This window comes from Rothia uropygioeca (assembly GCF_004136585.1).
GTDB lineage: Bacteria > Actinomycetota > Actinomycetes > Actinomycetales > Micrococcaceae > Rothia.
Window position 1 is genome coordinate 56185 of the sequence record NZ_NOIR01000004.1, and the last position, 21446, is coordinate 77630.

15 protein-coding genes are annotated in these 21446 nt (G+C 62.7%); 4 read left to right on the plus strand and 11 right to left on the minus strand.

Annotated features, from left to right (window positions below; translation table 11 throughout):
* Positions 1-2: 2 nt before the first annotated feature.
* The 8 genes from EWR20_RS10315 to EWR20_RS10350 form a co-directional block, all read right to left on the minus strand.
* The gene (locus tag EWR20_RS10315) at positions 3-4085 is read right to left on the minus strand and encodes a non-ribosomal peptide synthetase (protein ID WP_129360597.1); all 4083 of its coding nucleotides are present in this window, start codon (positions 4083-4085) and stop codon (positions 3-5) included.
* A gap of 5 nt (positions 4086-4090) precedes the next feature.
* A complete protein-coding gene (locus EWR20_RS10320; protein WP_129360598.1) occupies positions 4091-4324 on the minus strand; it encodes a phosphopantetheine-binding protein in 234 nt (77 codons plus the stop codon).
* Between the two features lie 27 nt (positions 4325-4351).
* Positions 4352-6094, minus strand: a complete 1743-nt coding sequence (locus EWR20_RS10325; RefSeq protein WP_193553890.1) for a (2,3-dihydroxybenzoyl)adenylate synthase — start codon at positions 6092-6094, stop codon at positions 4352-4354.
* Positions 6095-6160: 66 nt separating this feature from the next.
* Entirely contained in the window at positions 6161-7027 is an 867-nt protein-coding gene (locus tag EWR20_RS10330; RefSeq protein WP_202864805.1) for a heme ABC transporter ATP-binding protein, read from the minus strand.
* Positions 7024-8082 (minus strand): FecCD family ABC transporter permease, encoded by a 1059-nt coding sequence (locus EWR20_RS10335; RefSeq protein WP_129360599.1) that lies wholly within the window; start codon positions 8080-8082, stop codon positions 7024-7026. The genes EWR20_RS10330 and EWR20_RS10335 overlap by 4 nt, the downstream gene beginning before the upstream one ends.
* Before the next feature lie 6 nt (positions 8083-8088).
* Positions 8089-9258 carry a heme/hemin ABC transporter substrate-binding protein gene (locus EWR20_RS10340; RefSeq protein ID WP_129360600.1) on the minus strand — a complete coding sequence of 390 codons (1170 nt, stop codon included), beginning with the start codon at positions 9256-9258 and terminating at the stop codon, positions 8089-8091.
* Positions 9259-9307: 49 nt separating this feature from the next.
* Complete coding sequence (locus EWR20_RS10345; protein ID WP_366150744.1) at positions 9308-13033, minus strand: ABC transporter ATP-binding protein; 3726 nt, start codon at positions 13031-13033, stop codon at positions 9308-9310.
* Positions 13034-14149, minus strand: a complete 1116-nt coding sequence (locus tag EWR20_RS10350; RefSeq protein WP_129360602.1) for a nucleotide disphospho-sugar-binding domain-containing protein — start codon at positions 14147-14149, stop codon at positions 13034-13036.
* 250 nt (positions 14150-14399) lie between these two features.
* On the opposite strand from EWR20_RS10350, the gene EWR20_RS10355 reads away from it, so the two are divergent.
* The 4 genes from EWR20_RS10355 to EWR20_RS10370 are packed head-to-tail and all read left to right on the plus strand — an operon-like array spanning position 14400 to position 18359.
* Positions 14400-15698, plus strand: a complete 1299-nt coding sequence (locus EWR20_RS10355) for an alpha/beta hydrolase-fold protein (protein ID WP_129360603.1) — start codon at positions 14400-14402, stop codon at positions 15696-15698.
* A 44-nt stretch (positions 15699-15742) separates the two neighbouring features.
* A complete protein-coding gene (locus EWR20_RS10360) occupies positions 15743-16408 on the plus strand; it encodes an isochorismatase family protein (protein ID WP_238147705.1) in 666 nt (221 codons plus the stop codon).
* On the plus strand, positions 16405-17205 hold the full coding sequence (locus tag EWR20_RS10365; RefSeq protein WP_165001015.1) for an SDR family oxidoreductase: 801 nt from the start codon (positions 16405-16407) through the stop codon (positions 17203-17205). The genes EWR20_RS10360 and EWR20_RS10365 overlap by 4 nt, the downstream gene beginning before the upstream one ends.
* The gene (locus EWR20_RS10370; protein ID WP_129360605.1) at positions 17202-18359 is read left to right on the plus strand and encodes an isochorismate synthase; all 1158 of its coding nucleotides are present in this window, start codon (positions 17202-17204) and stop codon (positions 18357-18359) included. Before EWR20_RS10365 ends, EWR20_RS10370 begins: the two co-directional genes overlap by 4 nt.
* Before the next feature lie 63 nt (positions 18360-18422).
* On the opposite strand, the gene EWR20_RS10375 is transcribed toward EWR20_RS10370, so the two are convergent.
* From EWR20_RS10375 to EWR20_RS10385, 3 genes are all read right to left on the minus strand, one after another.
* A complete protein-coding gene (locus EWR20_RS10375) occupies positions 18423-19109 on the minus strand; it encodes a GDSL-type esterase/lipase family protein (RefSeq protein ID WP_165001016.1) in 687 nt (228 codons plus the stop codon).
* 167 nt (positions 19110-19276) lie between these two features.
* Positions 19277-20326 (minus strand): C40 family peptidase, encoded by a 1050-nt coding sequence (locus EWR20_RS10380; protein WP_129360607.1) that lies wholly within the window; start codon positions 20324-20326, stop codon positions 19277-19279.
* Positions 20323-21435, minus strand: a complete 1113-nt coding sequence (locus EWR20_RS10385) for a dipeptide epimerase (protein WP_129360608.1) — start codon at positions 21433-21435, stop codon at positions 20323-20325. Before EWR20_RS10385 ends, EWR20_RS10380 begins: the two co-directional genes overlap by 4 nt.
* Between the last annotated feature and the right edge of the window lie 11 nt (positions 21436-21446).

Below are 21446 nucleotides of genomic sequence, written 5' to 3' on the forward strand. Positions count from 1 at the left end.
CGTCAGGCTCCGATGACCGTCGCGGCTTCCCGCTCGCGGCGGTCGGAGGAGAGACCTTCGATCCAGCGAGCTATGCGATGCGCATTTCCGCCCCGCAGAACCGCCGCATGATCGCCATCAACCACGTGTGTTTCCAGAGAACTGCACAATGGCTCCCACGCGGTCGGGTCGGCACCGGCCTCGAGGGTTTGACGTGCCGAGCAGAGAACCACGCGACCGTCGAATCTGCGCGGTGAGTCCCCTCTCGTGTATCCCATGGCTTTCCACACGGACGCGATGCAGGTGCGCAGCGCGGAGTCGTCCAGGTTCGCCAACGCAGAACCGTGCTCCCGCAAGGCCGTGACGGTCTGTTCCAGACCGGATGGAACAGTCTCAGGCTCGATCCCGCCCATTCTCATCAGGGCGATCCACAGATCCGATTCCGCGGGCTCCGGTCGGGTGAGCCAGTACGCCGGCGGATACGCGTCGAGGAGTACGACTTTCTGGACCGGAAGACCGGAGTCCGAAGCGCGAGCCGCGACGTCGACCGCGGCGATCCCTCCGACCGACCACCCCCCGAGGATACAACCGTCCGGGGCCACTTGCCTGAGGGATCTCGCATATTCCGCGGACAACGCTTCAAGATCCTCCGGCCACGGCGCCTCGGGCATCGCAAATTGCGGTGCTTGCAGGGTCCAAACCGAACGAGCAGGATCGAGGTACTGCAGAAGCGACGCATAGCACCAGCCCAGTCCGCCGGCCGGAGGCAAGAAAACCAGCGGCGCCAATGCCGGGTCCTGTCCACGGCGAAGTTGCAGCGCAGGGGCGAGTTCTCCGAAGCCTTGCTTCTCGAGTGCCCCGGCCAGCGACCGTGGGGTCGGATGAGCAAAGATTTTGGCCAGCGAACAAGACAGCCCGAAATGCTCTTCGACCCGGATGCCCAATTCGAGGGCGCTCAGCGATGCCCCGCCCGCCGTGAAGAAATCCGTTTCCGGGCCGACCGCGGGAATATTCAGCACGTTGCCGAACAGCGTGCACATGACCTGCTCCCGAAGATTCTGGGGAACCCCGCCTTGGTCCGGAACGACCAGTTCTCGCGTATCCAAGGCCCTGCGATCGGCTTTTCCGTTAGAGGTGACCGGCATTCGGTCAAGCGCCGACCACAACGTCGGAACCATGTAGTCGGGCAGGTTCTCCTCGCAGTGGGTTCGGGCCGCCGCAAGCGTTTCTTCGGCCCCACCCGAATCCGTCTCAACGAATGCCGCGAGGACGTCTTGTCCGCCGATGTCTTTGACGAGTACGGCCGCGGCATGAACGCCCGCGACGTCGGTAAGGACCGACTCGACCTCGCCGAGTTCGAGGCGCTGCCCGCGGATCTTGATCTGGTGGTCGCGTCGGCCGCGGTACTCGAGGACACCGTCGTCACGCCAGACGGCTACATCGCCCGTGCGATATATTCGCAGTTTCTCGGTCCTCGGCGCCGCGTCGTCGTGAGAGCGAGATGGTGCCGGATGCACAACCTTCAGCTTCCCTAAGGCCACTTCATCGGCTTCAGGTCGGTTCAGGTATCCGGACATGATCTGGACACCGGAAAGACACAGTTCTCCCGGAACCCCAGGAGGGCACACGTGGCCGGTCGGATCGACTACGTAACACCCGGTGTTCCAGGCGGGTTTTCCGATCGGCACCACGCCGGCATTCGGGTCTTGGGACGTGTCCCACGCGGTGACGTCGATTGCGGCTTCGGTGGGTCCGTACAAGTTGAGCGGGTAGACCCCCAGAACCTCATGCGCACCACGAACCTGTTCCCTCGTCAAGGCTTCGCCGCTGCACACGAGGTATCTCAGCGACGTCGAAGCCCCCGAGAGTATGTGGCGCACGGACGGCGTCGTGAGGAAAGCAGAGAGCATCGTGGGCACGAAATGAAGGCACGTAACCTGTTCTTCGGTCATAAGTCGTGCCAAGTACTCAGGATCCTTGTGGCCTTCGGGGGCCGCGATCACGATCCTTCCGCCGTGCTGGAGGGGCCAGTACAGCTCCCACACGTGGACGTCGAATGAGATCGCGGTCTTGTGCGCGACTCGGTCCCCCGCCCCGATCGGAATCAGATGTTGCTGCCAACGGAGCCTATTGTCCACAGCGCGGTGGGTTATGGGCACGCCCTTGGGGCGTCCGGTAGAACCGGAGGTGAACTGGATATAGGCCCGATCCCCCGGGCGTGTCGAATGGCCAGGATACTCACCGGAGGCGGAGGGCGATGCACCGTCTTCGCCGTGGATTTCCGGCTCGCGCTCGAGAGAGCCAGCAAGCTCCCGTGAGTCGATTTGGCGGATCGCCGTCTGAGGGCTCGTCCCGAAATCCAGCCCTGCGATTGCCGGACCGTTGACGAGGACGGTGCACTGCGCGTCGGCGAGCATCGTTTCGACGCGCTGGGCCGGAAGGGAAGGATCAATGGGCAGGTAAACGGCGCCGGCATACAGGACACCGTAAAGCAGCTCGAACTGTTCGACGCCACGTTCTGTCCTGAGGGCAACCGCATCTTGAGGCCGTACGCCGGCTCGCACCAGGCCCCGGGCCACGGACTGCGCGGCGTACTTCAACTCGGCGTAGGTACGTTGCCTCCCACCGAAGCGCCCGTCGGCATCGTAGACGGGCCCCTCTCGAAGGGCTACGGCTTCCGGCGTCCGATCTGCTTGGATTTCGAACCTCTGGAGCAAAGTGCGGTGCTCGACGAATTCGTCAGCCCCCTGGAATCCGAGGATCGCGTCGATTTCCTCCGGCAGTGCCTGCTCCAGCTCTGCAGTGCTCCTGTTCTCGACGGCCGCCAGCGACCAGGAGGCGAGCCAATTCTTGATCCTTCGGACGTGCCGATCGACCTCATCGCGTCCGTAGAGCTCTGGATTCGCGGTGAGCTCCAGGCTCAGCACATTTCCCCGTCCCGGCATTCCGCGCATGCAGACGGTCATATCCGGAACCGGACCGGCGGTAACGTTGTGGACCCGCCCTTGCAGCCCGCCAAACCGTAGGACGGCGTCGAAAGGAACGACGTTGATCTGCGCCCCGAAAAGCTTTCCACCTCTCCGGGTGCAATAGCGTTCCAAATCTTCTTGTCGGGCCAGGGCGTGGGTCTGGTTGAAAACCATTTGCTCGCGGACCGCCAGAAGCTGCTCCCGAGGCTGGGAGACTGCCGATACCGTCACGGGAAGCATGTTGACCGCGGTACAACATGTCCGGGCCGCAACCCGGGGCCCACCGGGCAGAGCCCTATTCATCTGGGGCACCCCGAACCGGGCTTCTTCGACACCGAGAACACGGGCCAGATAGGATCCCACCGCGGCGATAACACCGGCCGGCCACTGAGTTCCCGCGCCGCGCGCGACCGAAACCAGCCGATCCTGGATTTCGGGTTCGATCGGAAGTGTTGCCCGATGTGGACGTGGGCTGGGTGGGGCCTGCCGTTGGGCGAGCGAAAAATCTTCCTCAAGACCTTCGCGTTCGAGCCTGTCCGTCCACGCCTCCTGGTCCTTCGCACGCCGGGCGGCGTCGCCGAGATCTTGAGCCCGAAGCTCCGCCAGCCCAGGCCGTGATGCCGGCTCAGGATGGTGACCGGCGGTGATCTGACCGTAAACCTGCCCGGCGCGGCGAAGTGCGTCGAAGGCCGCAAAGCCGTCCGCGACCAGGTGGTGGACGCAGTGATAGAACCAGGTGCGTCCACCGCACTCGATAATCGCGGAATCGACCGTCTGGCCAGCCTCAAGGTCCAGGGCTTGCCCTGCTGTGCCGGAACACCATTCCAGTACCGCTTCTTTGGCTCCATCAGCGGGGGCGTCCAACCTCACGACTCGAGCGATATTCACGGATCTGGCGAATTCCTCGAGGCTCAACGGCTGCCACCCGAGTTCGTTTCCTCGTTGCACGAGCCTGATCCGCAGACCTTCGTTTTCTGCGTACACCGTCAGGATCGCGTCCCGCAACGCGTCAACGTCCGCCAACGTCGGGAATTCGATGCACTCTGCCGTGTTGTAGCAGGGATTGGCTGGGTCGAGCGTGGTCGCGAAGCCGATCCCGAGGGCCGCGTCCGTGAGGGGAAACCATTCGGGGTGCACTTCGTCTAGCCCCTCTCTGACGCTTCGCGCAGGAACTTCACGCTCGGATCGGCGATCAATTCGGTGAATTCCAAGGTCACACCGTGGTCCTGGAGGTCATCCAACAGGGCGAAGGCCGAAATGGAATCCATTCCCAGTTCGAAGAGGTTCGATTCGGGTTCATCAAATGCTTTGTCCAAGGACCCTGCCTCGCTCAGGTGAGGGGCCAGGACGTTCTTGAGGGTCGAGTCATCGACCATGGTTTTTCTCCTTCTGTTGACGGACAATTACGGTCTGGTGGTGGCCATGTCTTTGGCCAAGGCCGTGCGCAAATGGCGACGCGAAATCTTGCCGACATTGGTCATCGGAAGGCTCGCGCGGATTTCCACACGCTCGGGAATCTTGAATTCCGCCACGCCCTGCTCTCGGAAATACGTTCGGAAATAGGATCTGGGGTCCGACCCGAAGTTCGCGCCCGGTTGCGGCATCACCACGAGTCCGGCCCGCTCCCCCACGTCTTCATCCGCGATACCGACCACGACGGCATCGGCCACTCCGTCGGCTGTCAGGGCGATATCCTCGATCTCGTCGACCGCGATCTTCTCACCGGCCCTGTTGATCTGGTCCTTGGCTCTTCCGGTCACTTCGAGGTGCCCGTCCGGATGACGCCGGACGATGTCGCCGGTGCGGTAGTAGCCTTCCTCCGTGAAGCTGAAGAGATTCGCCTTCTCTTCCAAGTAGTATCCGCGGATCGTGTAGGGGCCACGGGTCAGCAAATGTCCCGCTTCGCCCGATGCGACGGGTTGATCGTCGTCGTCGAGTATGACGATCTCGTCCTCCGGGCTGATAGGACGTCCCTGGGTTGTGAGGACAACCTCTTCCGGGTCGGAATCACGAGTGTAATTGACCAGACCTTCCGCCATTCCGAAGACCTGTTGGAGCCTCGCACCCAGAATGGGGACGACCTTTTCGGCGACGCTCGGTGCCAGCTTGGCGCCGCCGACCTGAATCAATTCGAGACTGCCGAGATCGGGGGTCCTGCGCTGGGCCGAAGCAATCCACGCTTGCAGGAGAGGAGGGACGAGCGAAGCCATCGTGACACGCTCACGCTCGATCAAGCCGAAGGAGGTCTGCGGGCTGGGATCCGCCGCAAAGACGAGACTTCCGCCCGCATGCAGTACACCGAGGATGCCCGGGGAACTCATGGTGAAGTTGTGCGCCGCGGGAAGTGCCACGAGCATCACGGTTTCCTGGTCGACTCCGCAGATCCTGTCCGATTCCCGAACCGAGTACAGGTAGTCCGCATGGGTTCTCGGGATGAGTTTGGAGATGCCCGTCGTGCCGCCCGAAAGTTGCAGGAATGCGACATTTTCGCTCAGACGCTCCGAGCCCCGGTTCCGAACCGGTGCAGGCAAATCGGCCAACGGTTCAGGACTCTGCCTGACCACGACGACGTCGGCATCGACCTCGCCCGTGTACCCACCGACCTCGACGAGGACGGGTGGCACGAGCCCTTCCGCGCGCAGGTCTCCCGCGTACCGGCGGTACAAGTCGAGGTAGTCGAAGTCTTCGGCGCCCTGACACACCACGTGGGCGGCGGCGTCGGTCTTCCGGGCGAACTGGCACAGATCCATCGCACGATGCTTGGGCAAGGTGAAAACGGGTACGACTCCCAGGAGGAAACAACCGCACATATAGGCCATATACTCCGCCGTGTTCGGAAGTTGCAGCAGGACGCGGTCCCCCGGAACCGCTCCGGCGTCCGCAAGCACCCGGGCGGCGCGTCGGGCTTCTTCCTCCAGCTGGGCATAGGTCCAGGTCACGGTAGCGAGGCTGCTTGCCTCGGAGGCTCGGGCGCTATGGGCAATCACCGCGGTCCGTTCCGAGAATTCACGGCACCGGGCCAGGATGAATTCCTGGAGAGTTTCATCGATCCAGTAGCCCGCCTCGCGGTACTTTTGGGCGAATTCCTCCGGGATGCCGGGGAAGTCGGCCAGTGGTCTTCGACCGGGGCCCATTGTGGACGTCATCTACGTACTTCTTTCATGTTGAAGGGACTGGATTCGGTGAATCGCCCGTGCGCTCACCGTGCGGAATCAACGGTGTGCCGGGATGAGAACCGGTGCACCCGTCTGCGGGTGTTCCATCAGGTAGACCTTCTGGCCGTAGACCTCCTCGACGCGTTCGGGGGTCAGCACATCGGGAGGAGAACCGTCGGCAACCAGTCGGCTCCGGGAGAACATGAGAACCCGGTCCGCATACCTGGCGGCCTGGTTGAGGTCGTGCAGAACCACGACCAGGGCGGTGCCCCGGTCCGCGAGGTCCCTGGCGGACCGGAGAAGAGACTCCTGATTTTGGAGGTCCATCGCGGCGGTCGGCTCGTCCAGGAGCATGATCGGGGTGGTTTGGGCGACGGTTCGGGCATACGCTACTCGCGCTGACTCGCCCCCGGAAAGTGTCGTGACGTCGCGACGGCGCAGACGGACCAGATCCGAGCCGAGCAACGCATCCTCGACGATCTGGTGGTCACGCTGAGCGTCGACGTCGTGCGGCAGACGCCCCATTGTCACGGCTTCTTCCACACTGAAACCGAAGTGCGTGGTCTGCTGCTGAAGCATCACGGAACGCCGGCGGGCAAGCTCCAATGCGTGCCATTGGCTGGGGGCGCGGCCGCAGAGAAGGATCTCTCCGCGGCTGGGTTCGAAGTCTCCCGCGAGCAGACCCAACATCGTCGATTTGCCGGCGCCGTTGGGTCCCACGAGCGCCGTGAGCGTCCCAGGTCGGAGGCTGAAAGTGACGTCGTCAATCAGCGTTTTGCCGCCGATCGTGTAACCGGCGGAGGTCACGTCGATGACCCCGAGTTCAATGTCGCCCTCCGTGGCCAAGGTATTCGCCACGGGCTCCGAATCTGCTTCGGGCGCTCGGTTGATTTTCCTCCGTGATGAGCGGTCCTTGCGGATCATGAAATCCTCCTTTTCTCTCGAAGGATCAGGAACAGGAAGAAGGGCGCGCCGACCGCGGCCGTGAACAAACCAATGGGTATTTCGGTCGGCGGGTTCAGGGTGCGCGAGGCGGCATCGGCGGCCACGACCAAAACCGCTCCGGCGATTGCCGAGGCCGGCAGCAGCGCCTTGTGTCCAGGGCCGACGATGAAGCGCATGATGTGAGGGACAACGAGCCCGACGAAACCGATGGACCCAGCGAATGCAACGGCGGCCGCGGTCAACAGTGCCGTGGTCACGATCACCACGAATCGACTGACCTTGACGTTGAGGCCCAAGTGTTGAGCCTGACGCTCGCCAAGAGTCAGTACATCGAGAGTCTTGGACAAACGAAGGACCAAAAGCATGCCAACAAGAAAAATCGGCAGAACGGCAGCCAGCTGCGCCCAATTGGCCCGTCCCAACGAACCCATCTGCCAAAAGACCAGGGTCTGAAGCTGCGAGTCATCGGCAATGTAGGTGAAGAATCCGACCAGGGCCTGGCAGGCTGAACCAACCGCGATTCCCACGAGGAGCATCCTCGCCGTACCTGTGGTCCTGCCGGGTCTGGCCAAGAGATAGATCAGCCCAGTGACGGCCAGGCCGGCTGCGAATGCGCCTAGAGGAACAACCCACGCGGTTGCGAACCCACCGGCCAGCACGATCGCGCCGACCGCGCCGACGGACGCCCCGCTGGTGACCCCGACGATACCGGGGTCGGCCAGAGGATTGTTGAAGAGGCTCTGAAGGCATGCACCCGAGATCGCCAGAGCGGCCCCGACCATCACCCCAAGGAGAATGCGGGGGACCCGCAACTGCCAGACCACAGAAACGTCCCGCTGGTTCAGCGAATCGTCGCCACCGAAAAGTGGAGCCGAGAGGATGTGCCACACATCGACGAGCATGACCCGTACAGGCCCGATCGAGACCGAGAGGACCATGAGGGCGAGCAGGATCACGACCCCAAGGGCCAACGTCGCGGAGAGGGGAAGACGATGGATCTCCTCGCCGTGCGAATTTCTGCGTGTTGTCGGCATTCAGTCTCAGAACTCCGAAATCGCCTTGGCGAGAGCTTCCGCCCCGGCGCCCAGTTCGGGGCTCGAGTAGCGAACCTGGGCGTCCGGCATAACCACGATTCGGCCTTCCTTACCGGCCTTAGTCTCCTTGAGGGTCGGGAACGCTTCCCACAATCCGTCTTCTCTTCCCCAAGCCTCGTAGTCCGACTCGGCCAGTACGATCACGTCCGGGTCGGACGCGAGGATCCCCTCGTTGCTGAATTCGCGGGACAGGCCGCGCAGCCCGCTCTCGGCCCCCACGGACTTCATACCGAGGCTTTCGATCATCTCGGTTCCGGGTGTTCCGGTACCCGCAACCGAGTTCTGGCCACCGGCTCCGTTGGAGGTCACCTGGATCACGCTGTGGTCCTGGAGGTTGGAGTCCTTGACCTTCTTCTTGGCCTTGTCCATATCCGCGTTCAAGGAATCCACGAGTTGCACGCCGGCATCGTGAGCCCCCACGTAGTCGGCCACTGCCTGGAGTTTGTCTGCCTGGGTGGTTTGGTCGTCCACCACGACGGCGTCGGTTCCTGCGTCACGGAACTGCTGTGCAACCTCACCGTGCCGTTTGGTGTTGTCCCCAATGAACAACGTTCCGTCCAGGGCCAGAAGTCCTTCGGTTCCGGTCTGCTTGCTGAACTCGAAGTGCTCCGGGGCATCCTTGCCGGCGGGCGAGGTGCTGTTGCTCGGGGCGGCGTAAATCTTGTCCTGGAGGCCGAGGGCCGCCAAAGTCGACGAAATGCCATCCCCTGCCGAGATGATCTTGGACGCGTCCTTGACCGTGACCTCGGTTCCGGTTCCGTCCTTGACCGTGGTGGGCAGCTGGGGATCAGCCTTGATGTCCTCGAAGTTGGTGGTGCCGACCGCGTGCTTCCAACCGGCGGGCAGCTTGAGATCCTGTCCGTTGCCGGACGATGAGGACTCCGAGCTCGAGCTGGCCTGATCCCCTTCGGAGGCGGTGCTGGCTGCGTCCCCGCAACCGGCCAAGACCAGCGCTCCGATGCTCAGCGCAGCGAACGCTCTCGTGGCGCGCAGGCAGGCCCTGGCACGGCGAGAACGTGTTCTGCCGTTGCTTCCGTCCGCGGGAGGATACGGGCGTTCGTTCTCCTCGACAGCGACGGTCTTCGATTCGTTGAGTTTCTCATGATGCGGTGACATATTTCCTCTTTTCTTCGGGCCGACAAGGCCCTTCCTTAGGGGTGGTTCTTCAGCCACGGTCGGAAGCAGCAGGTACGGGGGCGGCGGAAGCGTTGAGCTGGCTGTATCTGCCGCCCAGCGTGATCAGCTCGTCATGGGTCCCGAACTCGATGATCCTTCCGTTCTCCATGACGGCGACTCGGTCGCACCGAGCGGCCGTTGCGAGTCTGTGTGCGACGATCACGGAGGTCGCGTCCGTGGCTTCTAGCGCATCCATGACGGCCGATTGCGATGCGGCGTCGAGGTGCGCCGTAGCCTCGTCCAGGAGCAGCAGATCCGTTCCGGCGAGCTCGGCACGGGCGAGCGCAATGAGCTGGCGATGACCCTGGGCAAGATTCGCCCCGCCGTCGTCGACGCGGTACTGGAAACCTCTGGGCAGACGAGCAATCGCGAGGATCGCCCCGCTGCGTCGCGCGGCTTCTTCGACCTCGGCATTCGTCGCGCCGGGCCTCGCATACCGGATGTTCTCGGCGATCGTGGTGTCGAAAAGGTGTGGTGCCTGGTTGACCACACCGACGCGCCGCCGGTAGGTCTGCCGATTCAGGCCACCGCGTTCGCTGCCACCGACCAGCACTCGCCCCTGGTCGGCTTGGTAGAGCCACGCCATGACCTTGACCAAGGTCGTCTTCCCGGCACCGGTGCTCCCGACCACGGCAAGGCTCGATCCTCTCGCGAGTTCGAGGTCGATATCCTTCAGGGCCGGTTGGGAGGCACCATCGTGGGTGTAGCCGACCCCGCTCAAGCGGATATCGCCCGAGAGTCGAGCCGGATTCTGCGAATGCGGCTCGTCCGAATCCACGAGATCGCTTTCCTCTTGCGGGGTGGACAACAGTTCGTCGGTCCGCTTCTGGCCGATTCGCGCCTGCTGGTACGAATCGAAAATATTTGCCAGCTGCTGAATCGGCGCATAGAACTGTCCCAGGAACAACAAGAACGCGGCCATGATGCCAGGGGTCAGGCTGCCATCGGAGACGAAGTGCGCGCCGGCGACAAGGACCAATGCGTTGGATACTTGGGAGCAGAACACGACGAAAGGGAAGTAGAGGGCGATGTAGCGTTGCGCCTTCTCGCGGGATTTCCGGTATGTGTCGGAGACCTTCTGGAAGAACCCGGCCGCCACGGACTGTTTTCCGTGCGATTGGACCACGCGCAGACCGGAGATATTCTCCTGCAGAGAGCTGTTGACCTTTCCGATGTCCTCTCTCGCCTGGTCGTAGGCCTTAGTAGACAGTTTGCGGAATATCAGGGTCGCTATGAGAACCAGCGGCATCGGGGACAACGCAATGACGGCGAGCAACGGGTTGAAGATCAGCATGGCGATTCCGATCCCAAACATCGAGATCAGAGACATCGTCCCGTTGACCAAGCCCGTCTGCAGGAAACGCGAGAGCGAATCGACGTCGACGGTCAGCCGGGTCATGACCTGTCCACCCTGTTCCTTCTCGAAGTATGGAAGTCCGAATCCGAGGACGTGGCGAAAGCTCCGCACGCGAACGCCGTATTGAACGGATTCCGAGCCCTTGGAGCTGAACAGCGATTGCCCGATGTAGAAGAACCAGTCCCCGGCGATCATTGCCCACGCGAGTACCGCGTAGAGGAGCAACGTTGAGTGGTCCCTCGGCGCGATCCCGAGGTCGATGCCTCGTTGAATCATGAGAGGCACCAGCACGTTGACCAGCGCGCTCAGGGCAATCAGGATCAGGGCCGCGCCGAAGAGGCCCTTGACGGGCTTCAACATCTGGACGACGCGCGTGATTTTCGAATCGGCGGCCATGTTCACCACGGATTCGGGAAGGGTCGTGAGCCAAGAGCCGGGTTTCGCCGAGTCGCCTTCCGGCATATCGGTTGCCAGGTCATCCTCGGTACCGTCCGGGTCCTCGGCCGCGGGCCAAAGACTCGCGTCTGCCGATACTCGGTCGATGGCCTCGTGTCCACCGGCCATGAGCTCGCCGAATTGCGGGCAGTCCCGAAGGAGCTGTTCACGGGTACCCACACCCACGGTCCGGCCACGGTCCAGGACGACAATCCTGTCCGCGAGGTCGAGGGTACTGCGGCGTCGGGCGATCAAGAGCGTGCAACGCCGGGCTGAAGAATCTCCCTGACGGTCGGCGCTCGCGTAGTGCCGCAAGGTTTCGTTGATGCCGCTCTCCGTGGTCGCGTCCACGGAACTCGTGGCGTCGTCGACGATGAGCACCTTGGGCTGGGTCAGCAGGGCTCGGGCCAGGGCAATACGTTGCCGCTGCCCGCCTGAGAGATTCTGACCGCCTTCGGCCAATTCGGTCTCGTACCCGCGGTCCAGACGCGCGATGAATTCATCGGCACCGGCCGCTCGGGCCGCGGTCCGGATGTCCTCGTCCGAACAGGCATGAGTCCCGTAGGCGATGTTGTCTCGCACCGTGGCGCGGAAAAGAAACGGATCCTCGAAAACCACACCGACGTCCCGCCGAAGCTCCTCGAGCTTCAGTTCCCGGACATCGCGGGGGCGCTCGTCCTCGGGAACGTCCGAGGCATCCGCCGGGTTGCCGATGAGCACGGAGCCACCGCTGACGTCGTAGAAGCGCGGTGCCAGAAGCGCAAGGGTTGATTTTCCGGAGCCGGAGGCCCCGACGACCGCGACGGTCTCCCCCGGCTTGACGGTCAGGTTCACGTCGCGAAGAACGAGTTCGTCCGAAGTGTATCCGAAGGAAACGTTGCGCATCTCCAACCCGGTGCTCCGGGGCGGGGTTGCCTCGCCATCCCGCATCTCGGGCTTGGCGTCTGTCAGCTCGAAGATTCTTTCCGCACACGTGCGGGTCCGCTGCGCGATCACCAGGAAAGAGGCCATGACGCGGGTCGGACCGGTCAGCATGCTCAGATACGTGGAGAACGCAACAAAGGTTCCGAGGTCAAGGCGTCCCGTGGTGACCTGCCATCCGCCGACCAGGAGCAGTGCAGCCTGCCCCGCGGGAGGAAGGGCGAGCATCGTCGCGCTGGGTGCCGCCTGGGCCCGCATGGTCTGCATTCGGCGGGAGAACAGGCAATGGCTTGCCTTCTCGACCCACTTCACGTGGCGGGTCTCCTGGACGAATGACTTGACCACCGATATCCCGGACAGGGCCGAGCGAATGTTCTCGGTGATCTGGCCGACGTCGTGCTGCGCTCTGGCCGACGTCTCGAAAACCCGCTTTCGTGTTCGCCAAGCAGTCATGCCCAGCAAAAACACGACGGACACGGCGATGAGGGTCAGACTCGGTGACAGCCAGAGCATGACCCCGATTCCGAATACGTAGTAGGAGATGACAGAGACGGGGACCGGGCACATCTGCAGCATGGACTGGACCTGTTGCAGATCGTTGTTGGTACGCGAGACGACCTGTCCGGTCCGCAACGAATCCTGAGCCGGACCGTCGAGCCTCTGAATCGAGTCGAAGACCCTGCTTCTGAGGCGGTGCTGCACGCGAAGGGAGAGCTTGCCCGCCGCGAAGCGACGCAGGTAGTCACCCAGGAAGTCGAATGCGGCGATCGCCACGAGTCCGGCCCCGAGCCACCACAGTTTGGAGACGTCCCCGTCCATGGCCCCGTTAATGCCTTCTCTCGTCAGCAGAGGACCGGCGACGACGGCCGCGATCGTTGCGACGGACACGATAAGAATCAGGACAACGAGGCGAGGAAATTCGCAGCAGACACGAATCAGCCGACGGAGGCAACCCTCCTTTCGGAGAGTCGCGGCTCCGGTGTGAACGGTCGAAGAGATGATCTACACCCCCACCAAGACGCCAGCCAACCGGTCGGCGATCTCGGCCGGTCCCGGCATGGCCTGGATCTCCGAGCGAACCTGACCGGCTTGTTCCTTGTACGCGGGCCCGTCAACCACGGCGCGAATCGTATCCGCGGTGAGTCCTTCTTCGTCAGGCACAATCCCGCAGCCGCGGTCCTGAACGATTTTGGCGTTCATGGGTCGGTCGGCTCCCTCGCCGAAGACGATCTGAGGAACTCCCGCGGCCAAAGCGGTAAAAGTGTTTCCGGCTCCGCCGTGATGGATGAAAACATCGGAGTTGTTGACCAAGCCGCCCATGGGGATCCAGTCGGTCAGGACCACGTTGTCGGGGAGTTCGTCGACGAGTTCTTCGCGTGCATTGTCCTTGAGCTGAAGAACCACTTGGGCATCGATCTCGTCAGCCCGGTGCATGACCCACTGAATCAGATCGAGGCCATCCACCATGGGCTTGAGGGTTCCCAGACTCACGAGGACGCGAGGTTTGCTGGGACGAAGCCACCAATCCTGGAAGACAGCTCCGCCGTTGTACGGAACGTATCGCATGGGCAGGGTTCTCTCCGTCGGGTGCTCGAGAACGCTCATGCTGGGTGGTGCGACGTCAAGCCAGGCCACGTCCTCACACGGTTCACCGACGCCGTGCTCCTTGAATTTCTCCCTCAATGAGCTGGTGACCGTGTCCACATGCTTCTGCTGGTGCGCAAATCCCACGGTCTGCAGGACAGTCGGTATTCCGAATCGGGCACCCAGCAGTCGGCCGACCACTCCCAGCGGCGGGTAGACGATCAGGTCGGGGCGCCACTGACCCGTGAACTCGACCAGTCGGTCCGTCATTTCGTAGCTGAAGAACGAGAAATCTCCCGGCTTCGTTCCCAGATTCTGACGTTTCCGCTCTGCTTCCCGACGTCGGTATTCGGCGTCCGGGTCGAGGGCCGGAGCGGCGTCGAAGGACACGAGGCCGGCTTGGGCAACATGCTGTGCCATTTCACCGGCGGTTCCCACGACCACCTCGTGTCCAGCTGTCCTGAACCCCTGAGCCAGGGAAATCACGGGGTACAACAGCCCGTAAAGGGGCGGACCGATCACGAGGACTCTCATCAATATCCTTAGAATTCAGGGAGCTAAGCTTTACTGCATACGACGTTTGTTGAGCCTAACCATATCTGTGAGTTGATGTCCATCAGGTCAAACAACATTTCAATCTGAGGCGCGATGCTCGTCCCGCTTCCCCTCTCGCGCTTGCACACCGAGATTCAATATGAAATAAGTTAGATTTCTATAGCTTATTTGCGGTAGATCCTTAGGGATGCCGCAAACGACTGACAACCTTTGAGGATGCGCCCGAACGATGAACTGCCAGAATCGCCCTTCGACGATCACAGGCTTCTTGGACGAAGACGCTGTGATCCGATCCTGGGCACATGCCGACACCGGTGAACTTCGCCAATGGTGGGAGCAGGTGGCTCGGTCGGGCACTCCGATCAATGACCCCGATTCGAGCAGGGTTACTTTTCTCTGGCGGGGCACTCACGTCCAGGACGATCCACAGGGCACCGAATCCGTTCACCTCGCCATGAACAGGGTCACAGACAAGGACAACTACGACCACGGTCTGATGCGACACGTTCCCGGAACCGATATCTGGGTCAGGACTCTGGAACTTGAGCCGAATTTGCGGGTCAGCTACGGCTTCAAACCCATGAAACCCGAGGAGACCCCGCACCCGGGCCCGCCCCGATTCAACCGATATGACACGCTTCGGGACATCTTCAACGCCTCGGATCCCCTCGTGGATCGCGGCGCCCACGGACTTTCCCTGTATTCGGGGCCACTCTCCCCCGCCCAACAGGAATGGGACAGACACACGTCCCGGATCGTGGAAGGCCGGATATTCAGGAGCACGAGGACACTGCCCTGCGACCTCGCCGAGGAAACGGCCCGTGACCACTGGCTTTATGTGCCCTCCCCGGAAGCGCCGGGCGCCGACGGTTCTCCCGTGCCCTTGGTCACGATCTTCGACGCCGAGATCTGGTTCGGCAATCTCTCGCTCCACCACGCGATCGAAGCCGCGGTCGAGGCCGGGCGGATACCTCCGCTGGCCGTACTAGGTATCTCCAATACCGACACGCCCGATCGGATTGCCCATCTAGGGGCGAACTCTGATTTCCTTCGCGCAGTGGCGGACCATGCCATTCCTTGGGCCGAAGAGCGCGCACAATCCGCCGGAGTGGAACTGTCCGGTCGAGAAGACCGCGTGATCGTCGGCCAGAGTCTCGGCGGTCTTTCCGCGCTCGTCGCCGCCCTCGAACTGCCCGACGTCTTCGGTCATGCCCTCGCCCATTCGCCCTCCCTGTGGTGGACCCCCGACGGAGCCTCGAAACCCCGAGATCTCGGAGCCCGCGAAGGAATGGACTGGATCACCGAAAGGTTCCATCAATCCGCTGCAGGCGACGTCCGAGTCAGCATGGCCGTCGGCGAGCGCGAGGGACTGACCCTTCCCCATGGCCGAATACTCCATCAGGTCATGCTCGACGCGGGTTGGGCAACAACGTTCGATACGTACGCCGGTGGGCACGATTTCGCCTGGTGGCGTGGGGCCGTCCTCGACGGTCTCAACAACACATTCATGTCTTTGCTTTCTCGGTGAGAAAGCAATTCCCATCATCTCAACCCCACCTGTGAGGAGCCCCCTTGCCACTACCCAGAATCCTGCCCTATCACCTCGATTCCCCCACGCCATGGCCGAACCGAACCGATTGGCGGCTTGACCCCCAACGGGCCTTGCTCCTGATCCACGACATGCAGAACCATTTCATCGACGCATTCGATCGCTCGCCGGGTTCGCAGATCGACGCCGCGGTAGACAACACTGCGGCTCTCCGGCAAGCTTTTCACCGCGCCGAGGCCCCGGTGGTGTACACCGCTCAGCCTCCGGCTCAGGACCCGGCCGACCGTCAGTTATTGACGGACTTTTGGGGGCCGGGACTGACGGATGAGGAAGCGGCCCGAATCATCGACGAGCTCGATCCACATGCGGAAGACACTGTTCTGACGAAGTGGCGATACAGCGCGTTCTACCGCAGCGACCTCGAACACCGGATGCGCAATCACGGGAAGGACCAGCTGGTCATCACCGGGGTCTATTCCCACATCGGGTGCCTGGCTACCGCGTTGGAAGCATATATGAGGGGGATCCAGGTCTTCTTCGTTGCCGATGCTCAGGCGGATTTCGACCGTGAGCACCATCAGATGGCCCTCGATTACGTCGCCGGCCGCTGCGGTCAGGTGTGCGCGGCCTCGGCCGTGATCGAAGAGTTCGGTGCTGCTTTGCGTCCAATCGAGGAGATGGCCTGGTGAAAGAACTTCCTCACGCAATTGTCGTGACGGGCGGCTCGGGAGGCATCGGACGCCAGATTGTCAGTCTGTTGAGGCGCCGCTCCGCCGATCACCGTGATGCCGTGGTCATTTCGACGGACCGTACCGGCGCGGCCTCTGAAGGTGCCGACAAGCCGAAGCATTCTGGGGTCGAGTACATCGACCTCGATGTCACAGACGCGGGCGCGGTCACGGAAGTTTTCGACGAATTGTCCTCACGATACCGCCTTCGATCAGTGATCAACGCTGCCGGAATCATCGCGACCGGACCGGCGTTGGAAGCCCCCGAATCGGAAGTTCGCCACATGATCGAGGTCAATTCGCTCGGTGTCGTCAACGTCAGTTCCGCCGCTGCACGCACCATGATCCGCCAAGGTGATCATGAGCCGGGTCAACGCCCCGAAAAATCCATCGTGACGGTCGCGTCCAACGCGGGCACCGGGCCGCGTGCTGACTTCGCCGCTTATGGTGCCAGCAAGGCCTTCGCCTCCCACTACACCCGTAGCCTCGGATTGGAGGTCGGTTCGGCCGGAATCCGCTGCGTCGTCGTGAACCCGGGAACGACGCGGACTCCCATGGTGGAATCCCTGTGGCAAGGTGCCGACCGTACGGAACAGACCGTCGCGGGCGATTCCCGGTTGTATCGGACAGGCATTCCGTTGGGGCGCATCGCCGAGCCGGCGGATATCGCTGAGGTCGTCGAGTTCTTGGTTTCGGCTAGGGCAGTTCACATCACGGCGGCGGAACTGACCGTAGATGGAGGAGCCACCCAACGATGAACCCCTCTACACTGACGGCGCATCCGGCGACGGACCCGGACCGAGCCACGGACCCCGAACCGAATTTCACGTTCTCTTCAGGCCGATGGACACTGGAGGCATCGGGCGGTGAGATTCTGCGTCCGGTGTTCGCCCACGAATCGGGTGCGGCCGGAGACCTGATGAATCGGTTGCGCGACCGGGAGCTGGCCACGAGCCGGACCCAGGTGCTCTACGGCATCATTCCCTTCGACACTTCCGAGCCGGCCGAGTTGCGGATAACTGGCGAAGCAGCGTGGATTCCGCAGAAGGTGTCGAGACGTACAGCTTCGGCTCCGACAACACGGCACACCACACCGGATTCTCCGCATTACCGGAGAATCGTCTCGGAGGCCCTCGATCGGATCGAGCTCGGTGAGATGAAAAAGATCGTGCTGTCCCGTTCTATGACCTTGCCCCTTCCGGGAGAAGACCGGGATACTACCGAGCAACGGATCCTGGAGCGGCTCTCCTCTGCTGGAGGCAGGGCCGATATCTTTCGGATCCGGTTGAGCGACGGGGTCACATGGCTCGGTGCCAGTCCGGAAATCATCGCGGATCTCAACGACTCCAGGTTCGTGACCCATCCCTTGGCAGGTTCCCTCGGCCGTTCTCCGGGCGGGCCCGAGGCCGACGAGGCCGCTCGACTTCTCGGCTCGTCGCCCAAGGACATGCACGAACACGGCTTCGTGACCCGACATATCCGCGATGCTCTCTGCCCGCTCGCGCGTGAACTCCGCGTGCCCGCCGAACCGGAGCTCTTCGGGACGGACTCCATGTGGCATTTGGGGACCCGGATCACCGGTCTTCTGAAGCCCGGTGTTTCGGCGCTGGAGGCGGCCCTGGCCGTCCACCCGACCCCGGCCGTGGGCGGAACACCGGCAGCACAGGCCGTCGCGGCGATTCGTCAGCTCGAAGGCCAATCGAGGCGTTACTATTCCGGCTTGGTGGGATGGACCGATTCCGCCGGAAACGGTCGGTGGTCCCTCGTCCTTCGGTGTGCGAGCATTCAGGAGCGGAACATTACGCTCTACGCGGGAGCCGGTATCGTCCAGGGATCCACGCCCGAAAGCGAACACGCCGAGACGGCCTCCAAGTTCGGGACAGTGCTGCGCACGCTGGAGGGGCTGGCCTGAGCGGGCTGGTTCACCGGATAGAACGGCCCGGCGGCTTCCGAAGCCGTCGGGCCGTTCTGCGGTCTACCCCGTGTGCGAGCCGACGGTGAGTTCTCGGAGAACAGGCTCGAGGACATGGACCCACGCCTGATACCCGGGCCCGTTGAGGTGGAGTTCGTCCTCACTCAGTTCCGGACGCAAGGCCCCCTCCGGGGTGGCCAGTGCCGGCCACAGGTCGAGGTACCGAATATTCTCCGGGTACGAGGCAACGATCTCCCGGATTCTCTCATTGGCCCAGAGAACCTCGCCGCGGTAGGAAAGAGCCCGGGGCATGATCGACTGGACCACCACGGACGTCCCCGGAGCGCAATAATCGATGTGGTCCAGAATCCCGGCGAGGTTGTTCAGAATTCCTTCGGTCGGTTTCCCCTGGCCGATGTCGTTGGTGCCCATCAGGAGCATGACCGCCGACGGGCTGTTGATGACGCCGTCCACCCGTTCGAGTATGTCCCCGCTGGTCTCTCCTCCGACTCCGCGATTGACGACGGGGATGTCCGGGAACCATTCCTGCCACTGCCCGTGTTCGGTGATGCTGTCGCCGAGAAAAACCACGCGACCCGCGGGCAAGGGCAACGTGTCCAGCTGGGACCGCCGGCTGATCTGCTGAGGTTTGTATCGCCGCGCTGACAGTCTGCTTCTGACGCGCCTTCGCAAAGCGGTCGTCGCACCGATCCTGTCCGCTGTGTCCGACGCTCCTTGTGAGGAATTCACAATATCCTTCAGCCCTCTCGCCATGTTGTGTCCTGCCACTTTGTCGTTCAGCCCGAGATTCTTCCGGTCACAGGCTCTTATCCAGAAACGTAGTACACATCATCGCCATGGTGCGGCAGCCACGGCCCGATAACGCGTTCTGCGCCCGGGCCGTGACGGACACAAGATCAGAGCATTCTCTTGGCGCCTGAGAACTCGCTCTTCGAGTCCCACTGCTTCCAGTCGGTGATCGAAACAGTGGTCGACTCGTTGGGGGCGTGGATCATTTTCCCATCGCCCATGTACATGCCGACGTGGTGGACGGCACCCGTGCCTCCCGGCTGGGCGAAGAACAGCAGGTCGCCGGGCTGCAGGTCGCTTTCCGCGACGTCCTGGCCGAATTCGGCCTGTGCGTCCGCATCGCGCGGGATATCGATCCCGTGGGCTCGGTACATGCTGTAGGTGAAGCCCGAGCAGTCGTATCCGTAGGCTGATACACCGGCCCACAGGTAACGCAGGCCCAAGAACTGTTTGCCGGTTTCGACGACGTCGCTGCCGGTCGGACGGGAGGGTCCCTCACCCGGGGAATAGAGCGCGACCTCGTCCGGCTGGACCCAGCCCGTCCCACCGTCGGGCAAGCTCACTTGCACTCCGGATTCGGTCCGCTGAACCACGGGAAGCTCGGTGTTGAAGCTCAGCTCCAGATTCTCATCCGCGTTCCCCGAGTCATTGGTCAGCGTGGCCTTCTGCGATGTGACGACCGCTCGTTGACCGGCATCCTTCTGGTGGTCGAAGGTGTTGTTCTCGATCAATTGCCGAGTCGGGACCCAACCCGGGTACCCCTGCTCATTCTTCGGGGTCGACTGGTCGTGTACCACGACCTTGGACCAGTCGCCCTGAATCTCGGTTACCGAAACCTCGGAGCCGTAGACTGCCTGGGTTTCCGTGTTGCCGGTCAACCAGCCCCGGGTTTCGGTATCCTCCATATTCTTGTTCCACTGGTCGAGATCCACCGGGTTGGTCGTGGACGGTTTGTCGATCGGCCGGTCCTTGCCGGGCTCGCCCCATAGCGTTGCGACCGTAGTGTCTACAAATGCAGTGTCGCCGACACTGATCCCCTCCCCTGGCGTGGCCGCCTGCGGGCTTCCTCCGTCGGACTCCGCCATGGCCGGCGCTCCGGCGAGAGAACATGCCAGGCCCAAGGCTCCGGCGGCCGCGATAATTCGGTGAAATCTCATGATGCTGTTCCTTCCGTGAGTGAGGGGTCAAGGTCCATGCCGAGCCCCGGAGTCTCAGCGAGGGAAATCTTTGATCCCTCGCGCTCGTACCCTCGCGCGATGCGTGGGTCCTGGATCCATTCGGCGGAGTCCAAGTCGATCAGCTGGATGTTCGGATGAGCCAGCGCCGCGTGGGCGGCCGCGGCAATGGATACGCGAGGTTCCATCATGGCCCCCATCATGCAACCGACACCGGAGACCGCCGCCAGATCGGCGATCGACATGGCCGAGCGAATGCCTCCGCATTTTGCGAGTTTGATGTTGATCAGGTCCGCTGCCTCCCGGCGGAGCACGTTCAGGGCGTCTCGCTCGGTAGCCACCGATTCGTCGGCCATGATCGGGGTCTCAACGGCGGCCGTTACCTTCGCGAGGGCTTCCAAATTTCCTTTGGGCGTGGGCTGTTCGACGAGGTCCACTGGTATCCCCGTATCTTCAAGACGCCGAATCATGCGTATTGCTTCCTTGGTTTCCCACCCCTGGTTGGCATCCAGCCGAAACCGTGCAGCCGGGACCGCTTCGTGGACGGCCTCGAGCCTGTCCAGATCAGTCCGAGGGTCGCTGCCCAACTTGATCTTGAGGATTTCGAAACCTTCCTCGCTGGCCGCGACGGCTTCCCGTGCCATGGTCTCCGGCGACCCCAAGCTGATCGTCATGTCGGTCACGGCGTGCGCATCGCTGCGCCCGCCCAGCGCCGCGACGAGAGGCAATCCCAGGCTCGATGCCCAGGCATCGTGGAGAGCGACGTCGACCGCGGCCTTGGCGCTCATATTCCCCTCGCAACTGTTCGCAACCGCGTCCTCCGCTTCCCGCAAGGACACGTCCTTTCCGATGAGTGCCTCGAAGAGGGGCCCGTTGATCGCGGCGAGGACAGAGGCCACGGATTCTCCGGTGACTGCCCACGTTTCCGCGGCGGTGCCAAATCCGTGGGAGCCGTCATCGAGATCCATTTCGACGAGGACCCCCTGGATGGAATCGACGCGTCGGCGCGAGGTGACAAAGGGGCGCTTGAGGGGTCCGCTGTACGGCATGGCGCGGAGGTCCCGCACCCGAATTTGTCCGTTCGAAACCATATTTTTCTTTT